Here is a 24052-nt window from a genome sequence, read left to right as displayed (position 1 = left end):
GTTACGTGCACGGGCGGGGCCAGCGGGCTGCCGGCCCCGGTGACGGGGCTGTACATCCGTGCCCCGCCGGGAACTCGTCCACCTCGGGAATCTCCGCACGCGCGCGCCGTCGCCCCGTCAGCTGACCGGTGACGTGACGGACGGCGTCCGCCACGGAGTGGCGGGTGTCCGGGGAGGCGGCGGTTCGAACCGTCGCTTCCACCAGGGCGCGCAGTTCGTGCCCAAGGCGGATGATGGCCGCCTTCTGGTGCTCCAGGTCCTCGGCTGTCGCTCGTGCGGGCGGGTCGGTGAGGGAGGTGTACATCGGGTTTCTTGGTGCGGTGGGGTGGTGGGGCGAGGTTCGGGTGTGGTCAGTCATCGGCCCGGACGAAGACGGGCTTGAAGCGCCGTCGCGGGCGATGCGCAGGGTGACGCCGGTGAGGTACATGTCGAGCAGGGGCAGTTCGCCGGGACGGAAGTGATGGCCCGCCGATTCGCAGATCCCTTCCGGTGCCAGGCACTTGACGGCCAGGGCGAGCTGGTCGACACGGCCAGTGGCCTCGACGGCGATGTCGTAGCTCTGCGGATCGGCTCCAGGGCTTCGGCCGTGGCGGCGCCGTACCCCCTGGCGATCGCACGATGTTCGGGCTCCGGATCGACGCAGAGCACCTCGGAGGCGCCGAGGGCGCGAGCGATGTCGCACACGTACAGGCCGATGCTGCCGCGGGCGACGACCAGCACCCGTGCTCCGGGGCGGGCCTTGAGGTGGGGGGCGACACCACCGCCTCCAGCACCGCAAGCTGTTCGACGAACAAACCGCCTTCCCCGTCGAACTCGCTGCCGCCGCTTGACGAGTCAGAGCCCTGAGGTGTCTCACAGGGCAATACACCTAGGGCAGTGTGTCGACCGGGAGGTCCGGGATCAGGGACTCCAGATCGCTCGGTATCTCGCTGGGTATCTCACTCGGCAGTTCCGTGGGGAACTGCGACGGCAGTGACGGCAATCCACTCGGCAGCCTGGTGGGCAGCTCGGTGGGGATGGTGAAGCTCGGCTCCGCCGAGGTGCTGTTGCCGGTGGTCGGTTTCCCGTCCGGTGACTCGTCGCTCCTGGACCCGGTCAGGACTACGACAGCGACGACGATCGCGACGGCCACGAGCACGGCCAGGGCGAGGAGGACGGGGCTGCGCCGCCGTCGCGGGGGTACGGGTCCGAATTGCGTGGTGGGCGGTCCGAAACCGCCGCCCGGAGGCGGCGTCTCACCCGGCGGCCCGGGCGGCTGAGGCGGTACGGGCGGCATGGCCATAGCGACCAGGGTCGCGGGGCGGCCACCCGGGCCGCGACCCCCACGCGGTGGTTGACACGGACTCATGCCATGGATCGCACGATTCCGTGGCATTCCGCGCGAGGGTCACGCCCTGTACTGCCTCAGCCGCGCGCGCCCAGCAGATGATCCATCGCCAGTTGGTCGAGCCGCTCGAACGCCATCCCGCGCGCGGCGGCCGCCTCGACGTCGAACTCCTCGAACGCCGTGCGGTCGGCGAGCAGGGCCTGCAGGCCGTCCGCCGCCGTGGGCCGGGCCAGTTCGTCGAGGCGGGAGGCGCGCAGGGCCTCCTGGACCTCGGGGTCGGCGCGGAAAGCGGCCGCCCGCTCCTTCAGGATGAGGTAGTTGCGCATGCAGCCCGCGGCCGACGCCCACACGCCGTCGAGGTCCTCGGTCCGCGGCGGCTTGAAGTCGAAGTGGCGGGGGCCGTCGTAACCGGCGCTCTCCAGGAGGTCGACGAGCCAGAAGGCGGAGCGCAGGTCGCCGGCGCCGAAGCGCAGGTCCTGGTCGTACTTGATGCCGGACTGGCCGTTGAGGTCGATGTGGAACAGCTTGCCCGCCCACAGGGCCTGCGCGATGCCGTGCGGGAAGTTCAGCCCGGCCATCTGCTCGTGCCCGACCTCGGGGTTGACGCCGTACAGCTCGGGCCGCTCCAGTCGCTCGATGAACGCCAGGGCGTGACCGACGGTGGGCAGCAGGATGTCGCCGCGCGGCTCGTTCGGCTTGGGCTCGATCGCGAAGCGCAGGTCGTAGCCCTGGGAGGTGACGTACTCGCCGAGGAGGTCGAACGCCTCCTTCATCCGGTCGAGGGCGGCGCGTACGTCCTTGGCGGCACCGGACTCGGCACCCTCGCGCCCGCCCCAGGCGACGTACGTCCTGGCGCCCAGCTCCACCGCCAGGTCGATGTTGCGGATGGTCTTGCGCAGCGCGTACCGGCGGACGTCACGGTCGTTGGCGGTGAACGCGCCGTCCTTGAAGACGGGGTGCGTGAAGAGGTTGGTGGTCGCCATCGGGACGGTCATACCGGTCGCGTCCAGAGCCTGGCGGAAGCGCTTGATGTGCGACTCGCGCTCGGTGTCCGAGGATCCGAAGGGGATCAGGTCGTCGTCGTGGAAGGTCACTCCGTGGGCACCGAGCTCGGCCAGGCGCTGCACCGTCTCGACCGGGTCGAGAGCACGCCGCGTGGCGTCGCCGAACGGGTCCCTTCCCTGCCAGCCGACGGTCCACAGGCCGAAGGTGAACCTGTCCTCGGGGGTGGGCTGGTAGTTCATACCGCGGCTCCTTGCGTGCGGAAGACTATTTCGTCATGGCCGTTTACAAATTAGTATGCGAACGCACCGCTGGGAAGAGACCTGGGAAGAGACAAGGTGTCTTTGACAGCACATCCCGAGCCGCGGAAGAGGGAGAAGCCCGATGTCAGCAGCCGAGGGTCCGCTCGTCGTCGGCGTGGACACGTCCACCCAGTCCACCAAGGCGCTGGTCGTGGACGCGGCCACCGGCGAGGTCGTCGCGAGCGGCCAAGCCCCGCACACCGTCACGTCGGGCGCCGGACGGGAGAGCGACCCGCGGCAGTGGTGGGAGGCCCTGTGCGAGGCGCTGCGCCAGTGCGGGGAGCCCGCCCACGAGGCCGCCGCGGTGTCCATCGGCGGGCAGCAGCACGGTCTCGTCACGCTGGACGACCGGGGTGAGCCGGTACGCCCCGCCCTGCTGTGGAACGACGTGCGCTCTGCGCCGCAGGCGCGCCGACTGGTCGAGGAGATGGGCGGCGCGAAGTTCTGGGCGGACCGCACGGGCAGCGTGCCCGCCGCGTCCTTCACGGTCACCAAGTGGGCCTGGCTCGCCGAGCACGAGCCGGAGTCCGTCCGGGCCACCAAGGCCGTACGCCTCCCCCACGACTACCTCACCGAGCGCCTCACGGGCCAGGGCACCACCGACCGCGGCGACGCCTCCGGTACGGGCTGGTGGGCGTCGGGCAGCGAGTCGTACGACCCGGAGATCCTCGCGCACGTGGGGCTCGACCCGGCGCTGCTGCCCCGGGTGGTCCGACCCGGCGAGGTGGCGGGCACCGTCCGCGACAGCCACGACCTGCCGTTCTCCAAGGGCACCCTGGTCGCGCCCGGCACCGGCGACAACGCCGCCGCCGCGCTGGGCCTCGGCCTGCGTCCCGGTACGCCGGTGCTGAGCCTCGGCACCTCGGGCACGGTGTACGCCGTGTCGAAGCACCGCCCGGCCGACCCGACCGGAACCGTGGCGGGCTTCGCCGACGCGCACGGCGACTGGCTGCCGCTGGCCTGCACCCTGAACTGCACGCTCGCCGTCGACCGCCTCGCGACCCTGCTGGGCCTCGACCGTGAGGCCGTGGAACCCACCACCGGCCTCACGCTCCTGCCCTACCTGGACGGCGAACGCACTCCCAACCTGCCGAACGCCTCCGGTCTCCTGCACGGCCTGCGCCACGACACGACCGCCGGTCAGCTCCTGCAGGCGGCCTACGACGGTGCCGTGCACGCGCTGCTGGGCGCCCTGGACCTGGTCCTGGACGAGGACGCGGACCGCTCGACGCCGCTGCTGCTCATCGGTGGCGGCGCCCGGGGCACGGCCTGGCAGCAGACCGTACGACGGCTCTCCGGGCGCCCGGTCCAGGTCCCCGAGGCCAGGGAACTGGTCGCGCTCGGCGCGGCGGCCCAGGCGGCCGGCCTGCTCACCGGCGAGGACCCCGCCGCGGTCGCCCGGCGCTGGAACACCACGCGCGGGCCGGTGCTGGACGCGGTCGAGCGGGACGAGGAGACGCTGGCCAGGATCTCCGGGGTACTCTCCGACGCGGCCCCGCTGCTGGAGCGGAGCCCCGAGAGCCGCTGAGCCCACCGAGAAGGCGGAGTCCCGAGAGCCGCTGAGCCCACCGAGAAGGCTGGAGGCATGACCGCACCGCTGCACAAGGCCCACCCGGCCGGTCCCGGGCGGGCGTTGCCGGACACCCAGCAGGGCATGCGGCGCCGCAATCTCGCCCGGGTGATGCACACGGTCAGCGCGGAGGGCCCGCTGTCCCGTGCGGCGGTGGCCTCCCGCATCGGGCTGACCCGTGCGGCGGTCTCCACCCTGGTCGACGAGCTCATCCGCTGCGGCCTGCTGGAGGAACTGGGCCCCGAACGTCCCGGCCGGGTGGGCCGGGGCCGTCCCGGTTCCGCCCTCGCAGTCAGCGAGCGCGGTCCCGCGGGGATCGGCGCGGAGGTCGGCGTCGACCATCTCGCGGTCTGCGCGGTCGATCTGCGCGGGGAGATACGGGCGCGGGTCGTACAGCAGGGCACGAACCGCGACCGCTCCCCCGAGCCGGTGATCGAGGAACTCACCGGGCTGGTGCGCCGGGTTGTCGCCGAGGCGGCACGTGAGGGGCTGTGGCCGGCGGGTCTCGCGGTGGCGGTGCCGGGTCTGGTGGCGCGCGACGCCCGGACCGTCGTACGCGCTCCCAACCTCGGCTGGCACGACACCGACCTCGGGTCGCTGCTGCCCGCGGAGCTGCCGCTGACCGTGGACAACGAGGCCAACTTCGGCGCGCTGGCCGAGCTCTGGCTCGGCGCGGGCACCCCGCGGGACTTCGTGCATGTGTCGGCCGAGATCGGCATCGGCGCGGGCGTGGTCGTGGACGGTCGGCTGCTGCGCGGAACGCGCGGCTTCGCGGGTGAGTTGGGGCATGTGCCGGTCCGGCCGGACGGGCCGGAATGCGCCTGCGGTGGGCGCGGGTGCCTGGAGCAGTACGCCGGTGAGGAGGCGGTGCTGCGCGCGGCCGGTCTGGAGCCGGGCGAGGACCGTGTCGGACTGCTCGCCGGGCGTGCCACGGAGGGCGACGAGGACGTACGGCGGGCGCTGCGCGATGCGGGAGAGGCGCTCGGCGTGGCACTGACCGGGGCGGTGAATCTGCTGGACCCCGAGAGCGTGGTACTGGGCGGTGCGCTGGCCGGGCTCGCGCCCTGGCTGCTGCCGTCGCTGCGGTCGGAACTGGCACGCCGCACGGCGGGACCGGCCTGCCCGGTGTCCGTGTCACAGCTGGGTCCTGAGGGGCCGTTGCTGGGGGCCGCGCATTGGGTGGTGCGCGGGGTGCTGGACGATCCGGCGGGGGTGGCTGAGGTGGGGGCGCGGGGCTGACGGCCTCCGCAAGCCATCCGCAAGCCCTCCGAAAGCCCTGCTCACCACCCGTTCGGGTGAGCGAGTTATCCACAACCTCTCGGTGATCCACGGAATAGCACGACGACCTTCAAGCCAACCGCCCGGCGCCGTACCGTGATTCAGCCGATCCGACCTCCTCGAACCGACCTTCACCCTTCTTCAAGTTTCTTCCAGCTGAGAGGCGATCCTCCATGCAACGGGCAAGACCGCTCCCCGACCGGCGACGGATCCTCAAGGGCGCCGCCCTGGCCGCCGTCCCCTACGCACTGCTGCCCGGGCCCAGGGCGGGTGGACGGACACCGGCTCCCGACTACCCGCTCGCGGAGTGGCAGCCGGCGACTCCCGCCAACTACACGGCGGCGAACCGCCCGGCCACCCACCCCGTCGACCTGGTCGTCATCCACGTCACGCAGACGGACTACTCCGGGACCCTGGCCGTCTTCCAGCACCCTCGCAAGAAGGTGTCCGCGCACTACGTCGTCCGGTCCGCCGACGGACATATGGCGCAGTGCGTCCGCGAGTCCGACATCGCCTGGCACGCCGGGAGCTGGGAGCACAACACACGCAGCATCGGCATCGAACACGAGGGGTGGGTGGACAAGCCCGGCTACTTCACGGACGCCATGTACGAGCGGTCGGCCACGCTCACCGCGGCGATCTGCACGAGGTACGGCATCCCCAAGGACCGCGCGCACATCATCGGCCACCACCAGATACCGGGCACCGACCACACCGACCCCGGCCCGCACTGGGACTGGACGCGCTACATAGGGCTCGTCAACTCCGCCTGACCGGACGGCACACCCACGTGACACCTAGAGGCCAATGATTGGACCCTGCCGATCACTGGTACTCGGTGCTCGACGGCGCCGCCGACCGGCAGTCCACGCTGCCACCTGCCGCGCCTTTCCAGTGAGGAGCCTGCCCATGCCGTTGTCGATGCCGTTGATGGTGGACGCCCGAGAGCACGGACTGGTCGGTGACGGGATCACCAATGACCAGCCGGCGTTCGCGGAACTGGTCGACGCGCTGGGTGCGGCCTGTGCCGCGGACGGCCGCCGACGGACCCTCTACGTCCCGCCCGGTCGCTATGTGATGCAGGACCGGCCCACCGTCTGGCACAGCGGCGTGTCGCTGATCGGTGCCGGCCGGGGTGCCACCTGCTTCGTGCTGTGCAACCCGGGCAGCCCGACCACCCCGGTGCCGCTGGCCTGGTTCACCACCGCGCAGCACGGAGCGGGGCGGGAGAACCATCTGGCGGACATCACGTTCGCGCACTTCGAGGTGGACGGTTCGGGCGTGCGGACGCAGGAGTACGACCCGCTGGCGAAGGGGCTCGGCCTGCAGTACGTGCTGCGGGGCCGGTTCAGCGACCTGTACGTGCACGACACCGCGGCGACCGGATTCGGCTGTGACTTCCTGCAGGACACGATCGTCGAGGGAGTGCTGGCCGAGCGGTGTGGGCGGCAGGACCCCGGCGAGAAGATGGGCGGCGCGGGGATCGGGACAGGTGTGGGCGGCTGGGGAATGGTCGAGCGGCTGACGATCACCACCTGCACGGCGACGGGCAACGGCACGAACGGCATCTTCGTGGAGTTGCAGCAGGAGTACTGGCCTCCGCCGCGCGGTATCCGCATCACCGCCTGCCATGCCGAGGACAACCGGTTCGGGATCTCCGACTGGGGAGCCGACGGCCTGTTGGTCACCTCGTCGACGATGCTCGGCAATCACCAGGCCGGGTTCGACGTGTCCTCGCAGGGCACCTCAGGGGTCGGCGGGCGGGGCGGCATCGTCACCGGGTGTGTCATCGACGGCAATGTGCGCGATGGCGTCGCGATCGGCAACACGCCGGGACCGTACGCCCTCCGCGGCAACCGGATCAGCAACAACGGGCGGTACGGCTACTGGGAGCACAACCTGGAGGGCGGCGACCAGGAACCGGCCGAGGACATTGTGCTGGAGTCCAACGACATCCGGGACAACGCGCTGGACGGCATCCGGATCGACGCGGACCTGCGGGATCCGGCGATCGTGGGCAACCGGATCCGCAACAACGGCCGTCGGGCCGCACCGGCGACCTCGGGCGGCGGCGACGGGGTGCGCTGTACCGATCTGTCGCTGATCGACGAGACCGCCGACTGGCCACCGGACGGCCATCGAGGCAAGCAGGTGACGGTGGGTGGCCAGCACGCCATGGTCACCTTCAACACGGAGACGGAGCTGAGTCTGGCGCCCGTGCGGCCGGGCTCGAAGACAGCGTGGAGCGGCGGCACGCCGAAGCCGGGCGCGTCCTACGACCTGCCCGATCCCCCGGATCTGCGAGCCGGGATCGCCATCGCGGCCGCCGTCTTCCGCCCGCAGATGGACGGCAACCGGATATGGGACAACCAGCAGCCGCGGAGGACGCAGCAACCGAGCGCCGTCCTCAACCGAGCGGCGCCGCCGCCCCGGTCGCCAGGTGCAGCCGCGCCCCCTGGCGCATGAGTTCCTGCTGGACCAGGGCGTACGGCACCTCCCGCGGGCTGCGGTTGATCCGGGTGGCCAACGCGGCGCAGACACCCGCCGCCTGACCGGTCGCCATGGCGATGGGCATGACGCGATAGGAGGAGTGCGCCACATGGGAGCCGGAGATGCAGCGGCCCGCGACGAGCAGGTTGTCCGTGTCGCGGGGCAGCAGACAGCGCAGGGGGATGTCGTAGAAGCGGCCGCGGGGGACGCGTTTGAGGACGGTGCCGCTGCCCCGGGGGTTGTGGATGTCGACGGGGTAGGCGCCGTGCGCGACGACGTCGGGGAAGGAGCGCGCCGCCAGGATGTCGTGGCCGGTGAGGTGATAGTCGCCGAGGATGCGCCGGGTCTCCCGTACGCCGATCTGGGTGCCGCTCTGCACGACGTATGACTCCTCGAAGCCGGGGACGTGCAGGCGCAGGAAGCGGTCGATCTGTTCCATCTGGCGGCGGGCGACGTACTCGGCGCGGCTCAGGTCCCACACGTCGATGCCCAGGGCCCGGGTGACGCGGGTGCTGTTGATGCTGACCTCGCGGGGGTGGGGTGTGCCGAAAAAGAGGATGTCCTCGCGGGGCAGACGCAGTTCGCCCGCCTTGGTCGCCTCCTCCACGAGGTCCCACAGGCCGTGCACGCCACGCCACTGGTCGGGGTGCTCGTGGACGTACGCGGCGAACCGGGGCCGCAGGAAGTCGACGACGCGGAACATGAGCGTCATCGGCTGGACCAGCCCGTCCTCGGGCCGGCCGATCTCGCACGGCGCTCCGCAGGCGGCGGCCACGTCGCCGTCGCCCGTGCCGTCGACGACGACGTCGGCGTCGATCACCACCGGGCCGGACTTGGTCTCGAAGACGACCCGCCAGCCGCCGTCGAGGGGCAGGGCGGCGGAAGCGAAGGAGTGAAACAGCATGCGGACGCCGGCCTCGTCGAGCAGGTCGAGGAGGACGAGTTTGTAGATCTCCGGGTCGAAGGGGACGGTGTAGCCGGTTTTGAGGGAGGGCGGGATGCAGCCGCCGCGTTCGCTCAGCCGGTCCAGCAGGCGCCGCAGAAAGCCGGCGACCACCGCCTCGCCCTCGCCGTGGTCGTTGGGCAGCAGCCCGTCGCCTTCCTCGCCGGGGCCGGCGAAGACGGCCTGCTTCTGCTCGTTGTGGAACGACATCAGGGGCATGACGAGGGCCACGGTGGCGTTGCCGCCCAGGAAGCCGTACCGCTCCACGAGCACCACATCGGCCCCGGCGTCGGCCGCGGCGTACGCGGCCGCGGTGCCGGCCGGGCCTCCGCCGACGACCAGGACCTCCGTGCGGCCCCCGTGGTGGGCGTCGCGCGGCGGCAGGGTGACGGTCCGTGACAGTGGAGGTCGTTGCAGGATCGGCATCGGTTCTTCCCGTCGGAGGTGTTCCGAAGGCGGTGGGACTCCCGGGTCCGTGCCCCGCGCCCCTGCCGGGGTCCGGGGCCAGGTCGGTCAGGTCGCCGTTCCGGTACTCGGGCGCAGCAGGTGCAGGCCCGGGCGTTCGGTGTCGGACACGGCGCTGGTCTGTTCCTCCAGGGAGTCGAGGACCACGGCGCACCGGACACAGGTCTCCCGGGCGACGCCCCGCAACGCCCGAACTCGCGCGTCGAGATCGTCGCGGCGCTGCGGAAACTCGTCCCACAACCGGTCCACCTCAGCCAGCAGCAGCCCGGCCTGCTCGCGCGCCACACCGACCAGCGCCGGCGCCCCGATGCGGCGGGAGAAGTCGAACACCTTGCCGGAGTACGGCAGCGGCAGCACGGGCAGCCCGGAGAGCGCGGCGAAGATCACGAAGTGCAGGCGCATGCCGACGGCCAGGTCGAGGTGGTTCATGAAGCCGAGGACCTGGCCGGGGCTGTAGACGCTGTGCAGGATGCGTCCCCGGTCGGGTGCGGTCATCCGGGAGAGCACGCCGTGGGCGTGGTGGACGTCCTGGCGTTCCATCGGCACGAAGACCACATGGGCCTCCAGCCGCCGTACCAGAAAGTCGGCCACGTCGGCGAGCAGGGCGTGGTAGTCGCTCTCGTCGAGCTTCTCCGCCGCGCGACCCGGTTCGCGCACCGACATCCCCACCAGCCGGGTCTCGGCGGGGATGCCCTCCTGCCGCATCATCTGGTCGGTGAACGGCTCCGGCGGCAGCAGCAGCGCCGGATCGGCGGTCACGGTGAGGTCGCGGTCGAGCCCGGCCTCCTCCAGCACGAGCCGTGACTCCTCGTCCCGGACGACGACCTCGTCCATCTTCGGCAGCACGGCCCGTACCGCCTCCCGGTCCTCCGCCTCCCGCAGTGGGCCCGCGCCGACGGCGTACGCGAAGGTGCGTACCCCGCGGGCCTGCGCGGCGCCCACCAGACGGAGATAGCGGCGCGCCTCACCGTCGTAGAGGATGCCGCCGCCCCCGAGCACCAGCAGGTCCAGGCCCATGAGGACGTCGAGGATCTGTTTCTGCGGGACGCCTTCCCAGTCGACCACCTGGTCGGCGGCGGGCTGGTGGGCGCGGGTGTGCTCGGCGTTCCGGCTGAAGACGACGAGCCGGGCCTGCGGGCGGTGGGCGCGGAGGCAGCCGAGGACGCAGGTCAGGATGGCCTCGTCGCCGAGGTTGAAGCCGCCGTAGGAGCCGAGCAGGCCGATGCGCGGCCCCGGCCCTGCGGACCGGCGAGGCTGTGTGGTGGTGGTCATCCGGAACTCCTGTCCAAGGAGCTGACGAGCGGTGCGGGGGTCCGGGACAGCGGCGCGGGCGCGGCGTGGGGGTCGGATCGGGGCCTCAGGGGTCGCTGCCGCGGGCTGGGCCCGGGTTGCCTTCCCCACGCAGGAGAAACCCCCAGGCGGGGAGAAACCCCCGACCAGGTACGTTCCGACAGGCAGCGTCATCCTTTCACGGGATCGGACCCGCCACCATCGCAGCGCGAGGTACCCGGCGGCGATCACAATTCCCCAGGCGGCGATCACAGTTCCCCGCTCCGGGGGTTGGGTCCCGGCCAGTGGGGAAACCGGCGTCTCATGTCCACGCCCGAACCCCTCAGGCCCCACGCTCCGAGGGCCTCACGCTGCGTGCATCACCCGGATGCCGTACGCCTCCGAGCCTCCTGGGCGCGGACGGAGGACGCTGATCTCGGTACTGGGCGCCCCCGCGGCGCCCCCGGCCGGCGTCGGAGCGAAGGCGGAGAAGACGGAGAAGGCGGGGTCGACAAGGCAACAACCGACAAGGCAACAACCAGGGTCCCGGATCGGCGCCAGGCATCCGACAGGCCGTCGTCGTCATGTGCAGAGGAGACCTGAATGACCACCGCATCGTCACGTACCTGGGAGCACGCCGTCGTCACCGGCGGCGCGGGTTTCGTCGGCTCGCATCTGTGCGGCGCCCTGCTGGACTCCGGCGCGGCGGTCACCTGCGTGGACGACTTCAGCACCGGCCGGCCGGAGAACGTCGCCCCGCTGCTCGACCGCGCCGGGTTCACGCTGGTGCACGCGAACGTCGCCGAACGGATACCCGTCCAGCGGCCCCCCGACCTCGTCCTGCACCTCGCCTCCCCGGCCTCCCCGGCCGACTATCTGCGGCTGCCCCTGCACACCATGGAGACCGGCAGCCTCGGCACCCGCAACGCCCTGGCACTCGCCCATGACCACGGCGCCCGCTTCCTGCTCGCGTCGACGTCCGAGGTGTACGGCGACCCGCAGCAGAACCCCCAGGACGAGCGGTACTGGGGGAACGTCAATCCGGTCGGACCGCGCAGCGTGTACGACGAGGCGAAGCGGTTCGGCGAGGCGCTCACCACGGCGCACGCGGAGGCGGAGGGCACCGACACCTGCATCGTGCGGCTGTTCAACACCTACGGCCCGCGGATGCGCGGCCACGACGGCCGGGCGGTGCCGACCTTCGTCCGGCAGGCGCTGGACGGCGAACCGCTCACGGTCACGGGCGACGGCCGCCAGACGCGTTCCCTGTGCTACGTCGAGGACACCGTCCGGGGCATCCTCGCGGCGGCGGCGCACGGCCTGCGCGGCCCTGTGAACATCGGCAATCCGCGCGAGATCACCATGCTGGACCTCGCCCGCCTGATCATCGGGCTCGCCGGTTCCCCCTCGGAGATCCGCTTCATCGAACGGCCGACCGACGATCCGGCGGTGCGCTGCCCGGACATCACGCTGGCCCGCGACAAGCTCGGCTGGGAGCCCGAGGTGGACGCGGAGGACGGCCTGCGTCGCACGATCGACTGGTTCCGCGCCACGGCCGACGAACGGTGAGGCGCACCGAGGCCTGACGCCGCGCCGAGGCGAGCACGCAGAACGCCCGGTCACCGGCTCTCCCCCACCCCACCCCACCCCACCGCACACCCCCAGGACCCCCATGCGCATCCTCGGAATCAACGCCCTCTTCCACGACCCCGCCGCCGCCCTCGTGATCGACGGCCGCACCGTGGCCGCCGCCGAGGAAGAGCGGTTCTCCCGCCGCAAGCACGGCAAGCGGCCGGTGCCGTTCTCCGCGTGGGAGCTGCCGGAGAAGGCCGCCGCGTGGTGTCTGCGGCGGGCGGGCCTGCGCCCGCAGGACCTCGACGCGGTCGCCTACTCCTACGACCCGCGGCTCGCCCGGCCCGCCGAGGCGTTGGGCCTCGACGATCCCTGGGACCATCTGCGGCAGACGTACGCCCGTGAGGCCCCGGGCTTCCTGCGGGCCGCGCTGCCGGGTCTGGACGCCGGCAAGGTCCGCTTCGTCCCGCACCACATGGCGCACGCCGCGTCCAGCGCCTTCGCCGCACCGGACGCCGGCGACTCCTCCGTGCTGGTCCTGGACGGCCGCGGGGAACGCGCCTCGCACCTCGCGGCCCGCCGGGTCGGGGACCGGCTGGAGGCACTGCGCGCGCAGGAGCTGCCGCACTCCCTGGGCCTGGTCTACGAGGAGCTGACCGACCATCTGGGCTTTCTGCGCTCCTCGGACGAGTTCAAGGTGATGGCGCTGGCCTCGCACGGCAGCCCGCGGATGCTGGCCGAGCTGCGCCGGTACGTGTATCCGACCGGCGACGGCGGGTTCCACGCCACCGGCGTCCCCTGGCACGAGTTCTGCCCGCCGCGCGGCGCGGACGAGCCGTGGACGCAGGAGCACGCGGACGTGGCCGCGAGCGCGCAGGCCGTCCTGGAGGAGACGCTGCTCGACCTGGTGCGCTGGCTGCACGGGCGGACCCACCACAGCGTGCTCACCCTCGCCGGGGGCGTCGCGCTCAACTGCGTCGCCAACTCCCGTATCGCCCGAGAGGGTCCCTTCTCGCGGGTGTGGGTGCAGCCGGCGGCCGGTGACGCGGGCACCGCGCTGGGCGGTGCGCTGCTGCTGGCGGCGGGCGCGGGGGACGCGCCGGAGCCGATGGCGGGCGCCGACCTGGGCCGGGACTGGTCCGACGCGGAGCTGGGCGCATGGCTGAAGACTGCGGCCGTACCCTTCGAACGGCCCGCGGACATCGCGGAGACGGTGGCCGAGGCCCTCGCCGACAACGGGATCGTCGCCTGGTTCCAGGGGCGCTCCGAGTACGGTCCCCGGGCGCTCGGCCATCGCTCGCTGCTGGCGCACCCGGGACACGCGGGCAATCTCGAACGGCTCAACGACGTCAAGGGCCGTGAGCAGTTCCGGCCGGTGGCGCCCATGGTGCTGGCCGACCGGGCCGCCGAGATCTTCGACGGGCCGCTGCCCAGCCCGTACATGCTGTTCGTGCACGACGTGGCCGCATCCTGGCGCGAGCGGATCCCGGCCGTGGTGCACGTCGACGGCACGGCCCGCATCCAGACCGTGGACCCGGCGCAGGAGCCGCTGGTCGCCCGCATGCTGGGCGCGTTCGAGCGGCGCACCGGGCTGCCGGTGGTGGTCAACACCAGCCTCAACACGGCCGGCCGGCCGATGGTCGACGATCCGCGCGACGCCCTGGAGTGCTTCGGCTCCTCGCCGGTCGACCTGCTCGCCATCGGCCCGTACGCGGTCCGGCGCGGCGACTTCTTCCGCGCGACGGGGAACGGGAGGGCGTGATGCGGGAGCACACGGCTCGGGCAGCACATCACGTACGACACCTGCAGGGCTCCGCGACGGAGAACGCGCCGTGGGCGGCGCACGAGGTACGGCGACGGCAGGAACCGACGGCCCGGGCGGCACCCGGCCCGAGGACCCGGTCCGCCGCCCATGCCGCCGCCCCCACCGCGCACGCCGATCAGGCCGAGCACGCCCCCCGGAGGCCCCGATGACCCAGGCAGCACCCGGCACCGAAACCGAGTACGCCGACGACGCCTACGCGGTGGTGGTCCCCACCCTGGGCCGCCCCAGCCTGACCGCCTGCCTGCGTGCCCTGGCCCGGTCCGGCGGCCCCCGCCCCGTGCGGCTGATCCTCGTCGACGACCGTCCCGACGCCCCGGTGGCCGCGCTCACGGACGCAGTCCCCGAGCAGCTGCGCCCGCTCACCACGGTCGTCCGGGGCGGCGCCCGGGGCCCCGCCGCGGCCCGCAACGCCGGATGGCGGGCGGCGGGACGCGTGCCCTGGATCGTCTTCCTCGACGACGACGTGGTGCCCAGCCCCTCCTGGGGCGAGGACCTGGCCCTCGACCTGGCCGGGGCGACGTACCGGACGGGCGCGGTCACCGCGCGGATCGACGTACCGCTGCCGCCGGACCGCCGCCCCACCGACTGGGAACGCAACACCGCCGGGCTCGCCACCGCCCGCTGGATCACCGCCGACATGGCCTACCGGAGGGCGGCCCTGGAGGCGGTCGGCGGTTTCGACGAACGCTTCCGGCGGGCCTTCCGGGAGGACGCCGACCTGGCCCTGCGGGTGCTCGCGGCCGGGTGGACGGTGACGGACGGAGAGCGCCGTACGACGCATCCGGTGCGGCCCGCCGACCGCTGGGTCTCGGTGCGGCTCCAGGCGGGCAACGCGGACGACGTGCTGATGACCCGGTTGCACGGCCGGACGTGGTGGGGCCGGGCGGGGGCGCCGCGCGGGCGGCTGCCCCGGCATCTGGCGGTGACCGGGGCGGCGGTGACGGCCCTGGCCTGCGCGGCTCTGGGCCGGCGCCGGGCGGCCACCGCGTGCGCCGGGCTGTGGCTGGCCGGGACGGCCGAGTTCGCGCTGGCCCGGACCGTACCGGGGCCGCGCACCCGCGACGAGGTGGTCACGATGGCGCTGACCAGCGTCGCCATCCCGCCCGCCGCCGTCTGGCACTGGCTGCGCGGGCAGCTCGTCCACCGGAACACGCCGCCCGTCACCGCCGACGGGACCGGTGAACCGCCGCGTCCGTCGCGGGAACCGGACCGGGAGCGGGTGCCCTCATGACACCGCTGACGAGGCCCCGCGACCCGTGCCGGGCACCGGGACCGTGGGTGTTCGACGGGACCCCGCAGGCCGTGCCCGGCGGCTTCCCGGCGGCCGTCCTGTTCGACCGGGACGGCACCCTGATCGTCGACGTCCCCTACAACGGTGACCCGGCGCGGGTCGTGCCGATGCCGACGGCGCGGGAAGCCGTCGACGCGGTGCGGGCGCGGGGCGTCCCGGTCGGCGTGGTGAGCAATCAGTCCGGCGTCGCCCGCGGTTTGTTGACATACCGACAGGTTGCCGCGGTGCGGCGGCGGGTGGAGGAGCTGCTCGGCCCGTTCGGGGTGTGGGCGGTCTGCCCGCACGGCCCGGACGACGGCTGCGGCTGCCGCAAACCCGCGCCGGGTCTGGTGCTGGCGGCGTGCGAACGGCTCGGCGCCCCGGTGGACCGTACGGTCGTCATCGGCGACATCGGCGCCGATGTGGCCGCCGCCCGCACCGCCGGCGCCCGGGGCGTGCTGGTGCCGACCCCGGTGACCCGCCCCGAGGAGACCGCAGGCGCCGAGGCCACCGCTCCCGACCTGCGTACGGCGGTCCGTCTCGCCCTGTCCCCGGCGCCCGACCTCGTCCCGGGAGAGTCATGACGGCCGATTCCCGAACCCTGCCCCGCTCGCTGGTCGTACGTCTGGACAGCGCCGGCGACGTCCTGCTGGCCGGGCCCGCCGTGCGGGCCGTGGCCGCCGGATCGTCGTACACGGCGCTGCTGTGCGGGCCGCAGGGGGCGAGCGCGGGACGGCTGTTGCCGGACGTGGACGAGGTACTGGTGCATGACGCGCCCTGGATGGGGCTGGAACCGGCGCCGGTCTCCCGGCAGGCGACCCGGCAGCTGCTGGACGCGCTGACGGCCCGTCGCTTCGACCGGGCCCTGGTGCTGGTGTCGTACCACCAGAGCCCGCTGCCGGCCGCCCTGCTGCTGAAGCTGGCGGGCGTCGGCTGGACGGCGGCCGACAGCGAGGACTACCCGGGCGCCCTGCTCGACCTGCGCCACCACCGGCAGGCGCACCGGCACGAGGTGCTCGCGGCCCTGGACCTGGCCCGGGACGCGGGGTTCACGCTGCCGCCGGGCGACGACGGAACGCTGCGCGTCAGGACCCCGCCGGACATGACGCACCTGACCGGCTCCGAGCCGTACGTGGTGCTGCATCCCGGCGCCGCCGTGCCCGCGCGGGCGTGGAGCCCCGAGCGGGCCGTCCGGGCGTCGGCCGCACTGTCCGCCGCCGGGTACCGCGTCGTGGTCACCGGCGGCCCCGCGGAGCGGGAGCTGACGGCCCGGGTGGCCGGAGCACACGCCCTGGACCTGGGCGGCGTCACCCATTTGGAGCAACTGGCCGGGGTACTCGCCGGGGCGCGGGTCGCGGTGGTCGGCAACACCGGGCCCGCGCATCTCGCCGCCGCCGTCGGCACTCCGGTGGTGTCCCTCTTCTCGCCGGTGGTGCCGGCCGAGCGCTGGCGGCCGTACGGCGTCCCGCACGTGCTGCTCGGCGACCAGGAGGCCGCTTGTGCGGGCACCAGGGCGCGGAACTGCCCCACGCCGGGCCACCCCTGTCTCGACGGGATCGGCGACGCGGAAGTGCTGGCCGCGGTCACCGCACTCTGCGCAAACCGGCCAGTTGGGATGAATGACTTCGAGCAGACAAGGAAGTCGAAGCGGACCGGCCCTGTGGTGGACCAGGGCCCGTCGCCCAGGCCCGCCGCCCCGTACGGACCGGGTGGCAGGGCCGAGACGGAACGAGGAGCGTCCAAATGAACATCCTGTTGTGGCATGTGCACGGCTCCTGGACGACGGCGTTCGTCCAGGGACCGCACACCTACCTCGTTCCTGTCACCCCCGACCGCGACGCCGACGGCATCGGCCGCGCCCGCACGTTCATCTGGCCCGCCTCGGTGCGGGAGCTGACGCCCGCCCAACTGCGGGACGCGGACGTGGACATGGTGGTCCTCCAGCGCCCGCACGAGAGGGAGCTGGCCGAGCGCTGGCTGGGCGGCCGACGCCCCGGCCGTGACCTGCCGGCCGTCTACCTGGAGCACAACGCGCCGGACGGCGACGTCCCCACGACCCGGCACCCGTTCGCCGACCGCGACGACCTCACCCTGGTGCACGTCACCCACTTCAACCGGCTGTTCTGGGACTGCGGCAGCACCCGCACCGAGGTGATCGAGCACGGCATCGTCGACCCGGGCCACCAGTACACCGGCCGCCTCCCGCGTGCGGCCGTCGTCGTCAACGAACCGGTGCGGCGCGGCCGTTACACCGGCACCGACCTGCTGCCCGAACTGGCCCGCGCCGCCCCGCTGGACGTGTTCGGCATGCGCACCGAGGGCCTCGCCGACCACTTGGACCTGCCCGAGGAGCGCTGCCGCTCCGCCGATCTGCCGCAGAGCGAACTCCACGCGGCCATGGCCGAACGCCGGCTGTATCTGCACCCGGTGCGCTGGACGTCCCTCGGTCTGTCGCTCCTTGAGGCCATGCACCTGGGCATGCCGGTCGTGGCGCTCGCCACCACGGAGGCGGTCGAGGCGGTCCCGCCGGACGCGGGCACGCTGTCCACCCGCCCCGAGGTGCTGGCCCGGGCCGCCCGGCGCTACCTCGAAGAACCCGAGGCCGCCGCCGAGGACGGCGCCCGCGCGCGGCAGGCGGCCCTCGAACGGTACGGGCTCAAGCGCTTCCTGGACGACTGGGAGCGCCTGCTGACGGAGGTGCGCTCATGACGTCATCGGCCGGATCCCCGCCGCACACCTTCGACGCCGAGGGGCCGGGCTCGCTCTCCATCGCGCTCGTCTCCGAGCACGCGAGCCCGCTGGCCGCGCTGGGCGGAGTCGACGCGGGCGGGCAGAACGTCCACGTCGCCTGCCTCGCGAGCGCGCTGGCCGACCGGGGCCACCGCGTGACCGTGCACACCCGCCGCGACGATCCCGACCTGCCCGACGTCGTGCCGCTGCGCGACGGGGTGGAGGTGCACCATGTCCCGGCGGGACCGGCGGAGCCCCTGCCCAAGGACGAACTGCTGCCCCACATGGGCGACTTCGCCCGCCATCTCACGCGCGTCTGGCGGGGCCGTTCGCCCGACGTCGTGCACTCGCACTTCTGGATGTCGGGACTCGCCTCGCTGCGCGCGGTGCGCCCGCTGGACCTGCCCCTGCTGCACACGTACCACGCGCTGGGCACGGTGAAGCGGCGGCACCAGCAGCTCGCGGACACCAGCCCGCCGCAGCGGATCGGCCACGAGACGGACGTCGGCCTGAACTGCGACCGGGTCCTGGCCACCTGCCGCGACGAGGTTCTGGAGCTGTCCCGGATGGGCATCCCCGCCGACAGGGTCAGCGTCGTACCGTGCGGGGTCGACACCGAGTTGTTCACCCCTCAGGGACCGGCCGCGATGCGCCGCACCCAGCGCTACCGGCTGCTCCAGCTGGGCCGCCTCGTCCCCCGCAAGGGCGCGGCGGTCTCCGTCGCCGCGCTGGCCCGGCTGCCGGACACCGAACTCCTCATCGTCGGCGGCCCCGCGAAGGACCTGCTCGACGAGGATCCGGAGGTACGTCGGCTGCGCGGCCTCGCCCGCCGGGCCGGAGTCGCCGACCGCGTCCACTTCACCGGCGGGGTGCCCAGCCGCCAGGTGCCCGCGCTGCTGCGCGGCTCCGACGTGGTGCTGTGCCCGGCCGACTACGAGCCCTTCGGCATCGTGCCGCTGGAGGCGATGGCCTGCGGCCGGCCGGTCGTCGCCAGCGCGGTGGGCGGCCACCTGGACACCGTCGCCGACCCGGCCACCGGACGGCTGGTGCCGCCCAGTGACCCCGAGGCGCTCGCCCGGGCCGTCGCCGACCTGCTGGCCCGGCCCGAGGCACGTCAGGCGTGCGGCGCGGCCGGGCGCCGCCGCGTGCTGCGCCGCTACGGCTGGAACCGCGTCGCGGCCGAGACGGAGGCGGCCTACTGCGCCGTCCTGGACGCCCGCCACGCCGTGACGGAGGTGGTGTGAGCCATCGACGCCCGCCGGTCCGGGCGGCCCGCCCGGCCTTCGACAGCGTTCCGACCCACCGCACAGCACCGACGCCCGAAGGAGGTGCGGGACCGGCCGCCGTCCCGTGCGACGCGGTACGCCCGACCAGCATGAGCGAATTCCCCGTAACCCCCGGGTCCCCCGTCTCCGCCGCACCGGCCGCGCTGGAGGCCGCGCAGGGACACTGCCGGTCCCTGGAGCAGGCGCTGGTCCGGCTGCGCCGGGACGGGCTCGGCCGGATAGCCGACTGGGGCGGCCGGCTCGCCGCCGTCCTGCCCTCCGGCGGCCGCCTGCTGGCCGCGGGCAACGGCGGCAGCGCCGCCCAGGCCCAGCATCTGACCGCCGAACTCGTCGGCCGGTACCGCAGGGAGCGGCCCGCCTACTCGGCCATCTCCCTGCACGCCGAGACCTCCAGCCTCACCGCGCTCGGCAACGACTACGGCTTCGACCAGGTGTACGCCCGTCAGGTGGCCGCCCACGGCCGCCCCGGCGACGTCCTCGTGCTGCTGTCCACCTCCGGCCGCAGCGCCAACCTGATCAGCGCGGCCGTGACCGGCCGGACCGCTGGGCTGCGGGTCTGGGCGATGACCGGGCCACGGCCGAACCCGCTGGCCGAGGCCGCCGACGAGGCACTGTGCATCGACGCCGACACCACGGCGACCGTCCAGGAGGCCCATCTGGTCGCCGTGCACCTGCTGTGCGAGGCGTTCGACGCGGCGCTCGCCCCCCGTGCCGCGTCCCGAGCCGTCGCCGCCCACGGGAGGGCGTCGTGACGGGGCCGAAGCCGCTGGTGGTCGTCGGGGACGTCCTGCTGGACGAGGACATCGAGGGCGTCGCCACCCGCCTGGCCCCCGACGCGCCCGCGCCGGTCGTCGACGTCACCCAGGACCGCACGCATCCCGGCGGGGCGGGGCTGGCCGCCGCGCTGGCCGCGCGGGGCGGGCGTGAGGTGGTCCTGGTGACCGCGCTCGGCGACGACGACGCGAGCGAGGCGGTACGCCGTGAACTGCGCGGCCGGGTCCGACTGGTGGAGATCCCGCTGACCGGCAGCCTGCCGGTGAAGACCCGGGTACTGGCGGGCGGGCGCCCGCTGGTGCGCATCGACCGGGGCGGCGGCACCCCGGGCGAACCCGACGAGGCGGTGCGGGAGGCGCTCGCCCAGGCCCACGCCGTGCTCGTCGCCGACTACGGGCGGCACACGGCGAGCGCCGTCCGGCAGCACCTGGCCGCGGTCGTGCCGCGCACCCCGCTGGTGTGGGACCCGCACCCCAAGGGCGAGGAGCCCGTCCCGGGGGCGCGGCTGGTCACGCCGAACGCGGCGGAGGCGCGCGGCCTGTGCCCGTCCGGAGGATCCGCGGGCTCGGGGGGCTCAAGGAGCGACTCCCTGCGCGCCCACGCCGAGCGGGGGATGGTTCTCGCGGAGCGCTGGCAGGCGGCGGGCGTCGCGGTGACGCTCGGCGACCGCGGGGTCCTGCTGGCCCGGCCGGGCGACGGTACGCCGATGCTGATCCCGCCGCCCTACCGGGCCACCGGGGACCCGTGCGGCGCCGGTGACTGCTTCGCCGCCGCCACCGCCGTCGCGCTGGCGGACGGCGCGCTCCCCGAGGAGGCCCTTCAGCGGGCGGTGGCCGAAGCGGCCGCGTTCGTGTCGGAGGGCGGGGCGGGAAATCCGGCGCTGTGGCGGACCGCGCCCGCCTCCCCCGCCACCGAAGCGCCCAGCACCGACCCCTTCGCCCTCGCCGAGCAGGTCCGGACGCGCGGCGGCACGGTGGTCGCCACCGGCGGCTGCTTCGACCTGCTGCACGCCGGTCACGTCGGCCTGCTGGACAGTGCCCGCGGCATCGGCGACTGCCTCATCGTCTGCGTCAACTCGGACGCCTCCGTCGCCCGCCTCAAGGGCCCGGGACGGCCGCTCAACCCGGAGGCGGACCGCGTCCGCGTCCTGCAGGCCCTCGGCAGCGTCGACGCCGTCGCCGTCTTCGACGAGGACACCCCCGAGGCACTCCTCGCCCGGCTGCGGCCCGACGTGTGGGTGAAGGGCGGCGACTACTCCGTCCAGGACCTGCCCGAGGCCGAGACCCTGCGCGCGTGGGGCGGACAGGCGGTGGTCCTGCCCTATCTGGACGGCCGGTCCACGACCCTGCTGGCCCGCCGCGCGGCCCGCGCCGCCGCCCGGTGACCGCCCGACCGGCCCCCCGTGTCCTGGTGCTGCGCGCGCTGGGCCTGGGCGATCTGCTGACGGCGGCGCCCGCGCTCCGGGCGCTGCGCCGGCACCTCCCGGGCCACGAGCTGGTACTGGCCGCCCCGGAACGCCTGTCCGGGCCGGTCGCCGCCACCGGCCTGGTGGACCGGCTGCTGCCCACGTCCGCCCCCGGCCGGGAGGTACCCGCCGACCTGCCCTGGACGGGCCCCGCGCCCGACCTCGCCGTGGACCTGCACGGCAACGGCCCGCCGAGCCACCTGCTGCTCCGACGGCTGCGCCCGCACCGCCTGTTCGCCTACGCACACCCGGACACGCCGGACATCACCGGCCCCGCCTGGCAGGAGGACGAACACGAACGGGACCGCTGGTGCCGCCTGCTGCGCTGGTACGGCATCCCGGCCGACCCTCTGGACCTACGGATCCCGGCGCCCGCCGCCGCCTCCCCCGCGCCGGACGCCGTCGTCGTGCATCCCGGCGCGGACGCCCCCGCCCGCTGCTGGCCGAAGGAACGGTTCGCGGCCGTGGCCCGGAAACTGCGCCGGTGCGGTCACGACGTCGTGGTGACCGCCGGGGCGGGCGAGGGCGCGCTGGCCGGATACGTGGCCGCGGAGGCCGGGCTGCCGCCGACGGCGGTCCTCGGCGGCGCCGGTGACGTGCCGTTCGACCAACTGGCCGCGCTCGTCGCCCGGGCCCGCTGCGTGGTGGTCGGCGACACCGGGCTGGCCCATCTCGCCACGGCGCTGGGCACCTGCTCGGTCGTGCTCTTCGGCCCGGTCGCCCCTCGGCTGTGGGGACCGCCGCCCGACCCGCGCCACCGGGTGCTGTGGCATCCCGGGGAGGACGACGCGGCCCGCCCCGGCGACGCCCACGGCCGGGAACCGGACGCCCGGCTGCTGCGGATCGGCGTCGCGGAGGTCGTCGAGGCGGTGCGGGCGGTGACGGGGGGTGTCCGGGGCGGCGCGCCGGTTCTCGGGTCGGTACGCCCCTGACGTCCGGCCCCTCAGGCGGCCGTGCTCAGCTCCGGCTGCGGTGCCGTGCCGTCGCGCTCCCCGGTCCGCACGGGCACCGGCGTCGCCGTACGGCGTTCCCGCAGCAGGTACCCCGCCCCGAGAGCACCGGCGATGACCAGACCGCCGATCACCAGGGCGCCCCGGGCGCCGGCGAATTCCATCAGCAGGCCCAGCAGCGGCGGACCGGCGAGGCCCCAACCGGTGCTGATGCTGCCCCAGACGCCGAGGACGCGGCCACGCATGTGGGCGGGCGGGTCGGTCTGCAGGACGGTCGTGCCGGCGGTGTCGGAGACGGACTCCACCACGGCCATGGGCAGCACGAGCACCAGCAGGACGGCGATCGACGGCGACAGTCCCGCGGCCGCCTGGAGCAGCGCGCCGGTGGCGGCCAGGGCGGCCACCAGCCGTACCGAGGGCCTGCGCAGCCGCGCGCCGAGCACCGCGCCGAGGATGCCGCCGACGGCGAGGACGGTGGCGACGGTGCCGAAGGCGCCGGCGCCGGCCGCGAGCGGACCGGTGACGAGGACGGCGAGGGTCAGGCCGTAGTTCCGGCCGAAGATCGCGCTGATGCCGGTGACGCCCGCGAGCGCGACCAGCCGGGGGCGGCGCACGAAGTAGGCGAGGCCCTGCCGCACGGTCATGTCCGGCGCGGCCGCCCGCTGTGCCGCCGCCTTGGCGCCCCGCTGGGCGGGAATGCGTGCCGCCGCCTTGGGACCCCGCTGGGCGGGGATGACGTACTTCACCGCTCCGGCGGCGGGGCGCAGGAACGGGATGACGGCGGCGACGAAGAGGAACGACAGCCCGTTGGCCGCGTAGGCGGCGGCCGTGCCGAGGAAGCCGACGGCGACACCGGCGAGCGCGGTACCGACGAGCCGGCCCGCACTGTGCACCAGCGAACCGACGCCGATGGCGGAGGGCACGTCCTCGGTGCGGACGAGGTCGTTGCCCAGCAGGGCGCAGGCGGGGCCGTCGACCGTGGCGATGGTTCCGGTGACGGCGGCCAGCACCAGCAGGACGGTCAGGTCGAGCCGGTCGGTCGCCACCAGCACGGCCGTCACGAGGGCGACGACGCCGAGCAGCGCCTGGCTGACGAGGGCGGTGAGCTTCCGGGGCCAGCGGTCCACGGCGGCACCGCCCGCGAGGCTCACCAGCAGCGCGGGCGCGGCCTGCACGGACACGGACAGCCCGGTGGCGGCGGCCGAGCCGGTGATCTGGAGCACCAGCAGGTTCTGCACGGTGAGCTGCATCCACGTGCCGGCGTTCGACACGAAGTTCGCCAGCGACCACCAGCGCATGCTGCGGTACTTCAGGGAGCGCCACGGCGAGCGTGAGCCGGTGGCAGGAGGCAGGTCGGAATCAGGTGACGTAGGCACAGGAGTACTCGGAGGCAGAGCGACGGTGGTCAGGCTGAGCTCGGAACACCGGCTGCGCTGCGCGGTCGCTCCACCTGGATCTGGGCGCCGCCCATCGTGGCAGACGGGACTTCCGAGTCATGACCGACGCCCTGACCGCCGGAAGATCCAAAAACCGC

General features: G+C 74.0%; 20 protein-coding genes and 1 pseudogene. 14 read left to right on the top strand and 7 right to left on the bottom strand.

The features are described from left to right. Position 1 precedes the first annotated feature (1 nt). From HJD23_RS44400 to xylA, 4 genes and pseudogenes are all read right to left on the bottom strand, one after another. Positions 2-304 carry a hypothetical protein gene (locus tag HJD23_RS44400; protein ID WP_240981034.1) on the bottom strand — a complete coding sequence of 101 codons (303 nt, stop codon included), beginning with the start codon at positions 302-304 and terminating at the stop codon, positions 2-4. Between the two features lie 84 nt (positions 305-388). Continuing rightward, a pseudogene (locus HJD23_RS44395) lies at positions 389-756 on the bottom strand (zinc-binding dehydrogenase); the annotation flags it as partial. A 112-nt stretch (positions 757-868) separates the two neighbouring features. Beyond that, positions 869-1282: a hypothetical protein gene (locus HJD23_RS38275; RefSeq protein WP_171107562.1), complete on the bottom strand. Its 414-nt coding sequence runs from the start codon at positions 1280-1282 to the stop codon at positions 869-871. A 122-nt stretch (positions 1283-1404) separates the two neighbouring features. Next, a complete protein-coding gene (gene xylA / locus HJD23_RS38270; RefSeq protein WP_171107560.1) occupies positions 1405-2571 on the bottom strand; it encodes a xylose isomerase in 1167 nt (388 codons plus the stop codon). 142 nt (positions 2572-2713) lie between these two features. On the opposite strand from xylA, the gene xylB reads away from it, so the two are divergent. From xylB to HJD23_RS38250, 4 genes are all read left to right on the top strand, one after another. Then, a complete protein-coding gene (gene xylB, locus HJD23_RS38265; RefSeq protein WP_171107558.1) occupies positions 2714-4159 on the top strand; it encodes a xylulokinase in 1446 nt (481 codons plus the stop codon). 57 nt (positions 4160-4216) lie between these two features. Continuing rightward, entirely contained in the window at positions 4217-5440 is a 1224-nt protein-coding gene (locus HJD23_RS38260; protein WP_171107556.1) for an ROK family transcriptional regulator, read from the top strand. 212 nt (positions 5441-5652) lie between these two features. After that, complete coding sequence (locus tag HJD23_RS38255; RefSeq protein WP_171107554.1) at positions 5653-6252, top strand: peptidoglycan recognition family protein; 600 nt, start codon at positions 5653-5655, stop codon at positions 6250-6252. Positions 6253-6388: 136 nt separating this feature from the next. After that, positions 6389-7945, top strand: a complete 1557-nt coding sequence (locus HJD23_RS38250; protein WP_171107552.1) for a right-handed parallel beta-helix repeat-containing protein — start codon at positions 6389-6391, stop codon at positions 7943-7945. Here the strand turns inward: HJD23_RS38250 and HJD23_RS38245 are convergent. Together HJD23_RS38245 and HJD23_RS38240 are read right to left on the bottom strand one after the other, a co-directional pair. Beyond that, the gene (locus HJD23_RS38245) at positions 7887-9338 is read right to left on the bottom strand and encodes an FAD-dependent oxidoreductase (RefSeq protein ID WP_171107551.1); all 1452 of its coding nucleotides are present in this window, start codon (positions 9336-9338) and stop codon (positions 7887-7889) included. The genes HJD23_RS38250 and HJD23_RS38245 overlap by 59 nt on opposite strands. An 87-nt stretch (positions 9339-9425) precedes the next feature. Continuing rightward, positions 9426-10649 (bottom strand): polysaccharide pyruvyl transferase family protein, encoded by a 1224-nt coding sequence (locus tag HJD23_RS38240; RefSeq protein WP_171107549.1) that lies wholly within the window; start codon positions 10647-10649, stop codon positions 9426-9428. A gap of 600 nt (positions 10650-11249) precedes the next feature. On the opposite strand from HJD23_RS38240, the gene HJD23_RS38235 reads away from it, so the two are divergent. The 10 genes from HJD23_RS38235 to HJD23_RS38190 all read left to right on the top strand — a co-directional run bounded on the left by HJD23_RS38235 (position 11250) and on the right by HJD23_RS38190 (position 22500). Further along, positions 11250-12215: an NAD-dependent epimerase/dehydratase family protein gene (locus tag HJD23_RS38235; RefSeq protein ID WP_171107547.1), complete on the top strand. Its 966-nt coding sequence runs from the start codon at positions 11250-11252 to the stop codon at positions 12213-12215. Between the two features lie 103 nt (positions 12216-12318). Next, the gene (locus HJD23_RS38230) at positions 12319-13980 is read left to right on the top strand and encodes a carbamoyltransferase C-terminal domain-containing protein (RefSeq protein ID WP_171107545.1); all 1662 of its coding nucleotides are present in this window, start codon (positions 12319-12321) and stop codon (positions 13978-13980) included. Between the two features lie 208 nt (positions 13981-14188). Further along, the gene (locus tag HJD23_RS38225) at positions 14189-15274 is read left to right on the top strand and encodes a glycosyltransferase (RefSeq protein WP_171107544.1); all 1086 of its coding nucleotides are present in this window, start codon (positions 14189-14191) and stop codon (positions 15272-15274) included. 47 nt (positions 15275-15321) lie between these two features. Continuing rightward, positions 15322-15897, top strand: coding sequence for an HAD family hydrolase (locus tag HJD23_RS38220; RefSeq protein WP_240980906.1), 576 nt, complete (start codon positions 15322-15324; stop codon positions 15895-15897). Next, entirely contained in the window at positions 15894-17060 is a 1167-nt protein-coding gene (locus tag HJD23_RS38215) for a glycosyltransferase family 9 protein (RefSeq protein ID WP_171107542.1), read from the top strand. Before HJD23_RS38220 ends, HJD23_RS38215 begins: the two co-directional genes overlap by 4 nt. After that, positions 17057-18022, top strand: a complete 966-nt coding sequence (locus tag HJD23_RS38210) for a glycosyltransferase (protein ID WP_171107541.1) — start codon at positions 17057-17059, stop codon at positions 18020-18022. Before HJD23_RS38215 ends, HJD23_RS38210 begins: the two co-directional genes overlap by 4 nt. Continuing rightward, on the top strand, positions 18019-19287 hold the full coding sequence (locus tag HJD23_RS38205) for a glycosyltransferase (protein ID WP_171107540.1): 1269 nt from the start codon (positions 18019-18021) through the stop codon (positions 19285-19287). Before HJD23_RS38210 ends, HJD23_RS38205 begins: the two co-directional genes overlap by 4 nt. A 131-nt stretch (positions 19288-19418) precedes the next feature. Further along, positions 19419-20081, top strand: coding sequence for an SIS domain-containing protein (locus HJD23_RS38200; RefSeq protein WP_171107539.1), 663 nt, complete (start codon positions 19419-19421; stop codon positions 20079-20081). After that, positions 20078-21487: a D-glycero-beta-D-manno-heptose 1-phosphate adenylyltransferase gene (rfaE2, locus tag HJD23_RS38195; protein WP_171107538.1), complete on the top strand. Its 1410-nt coding sequence runs from the start codon at positions 20078-20080 to the stop codon at positions 21485-21487. The genes HJD23_RS38200 and rfaE2 overlap by 4 nt, the downstream gene beginning before the upstream one ends. Then, a complete protein-coding gene (locus HJD23_RS38190; RefSeq protein WP_171107537.1) occupies positions 21484-22500 on the top strand; it encodes a glycosyltransferase family 9 protein in 1017 nt (338 codons plus the stop codon). The genes rfaE2 and HJD23_RS38190 overlap by 4 nt, the downstream gene beginning before the upstream one ends. A gap of 11 nt (positions 22501-22511) precedes the next feature. Here HJD23_RS38190 and HJD23_RS38185 read toward each other — a convergent pair whose 3' ends face one another. Then, on the bottom strand, positions 22512-23870 hold the full coding sequence (locus tag HJD23_RS38185; protein ID WP_277347814.1) for an MFS transporter: 1359 nt from the start codon (positions 23868-23870) through the stop codon (positions 22512-22514). Between the last annotated feature and the right edge of the window lie 182 nt (positions 23871-24052).

It is taken from the genome of Streptomyces sp. Z423-1, from assembly GCF_013009255.1.
In the GTDB taxonomy this organism is placed as follows: Bacteria; Actinomycetota; Actinomycetes; order Streptomycetales; family Streptomycetaceae; genus Streptomyces; species Streptomyces gossypiisoli.
Note: the sequence above shows the minus strand (reverse complement) of the source record. Positions and strands in the feature narration are given on the sequence as shown.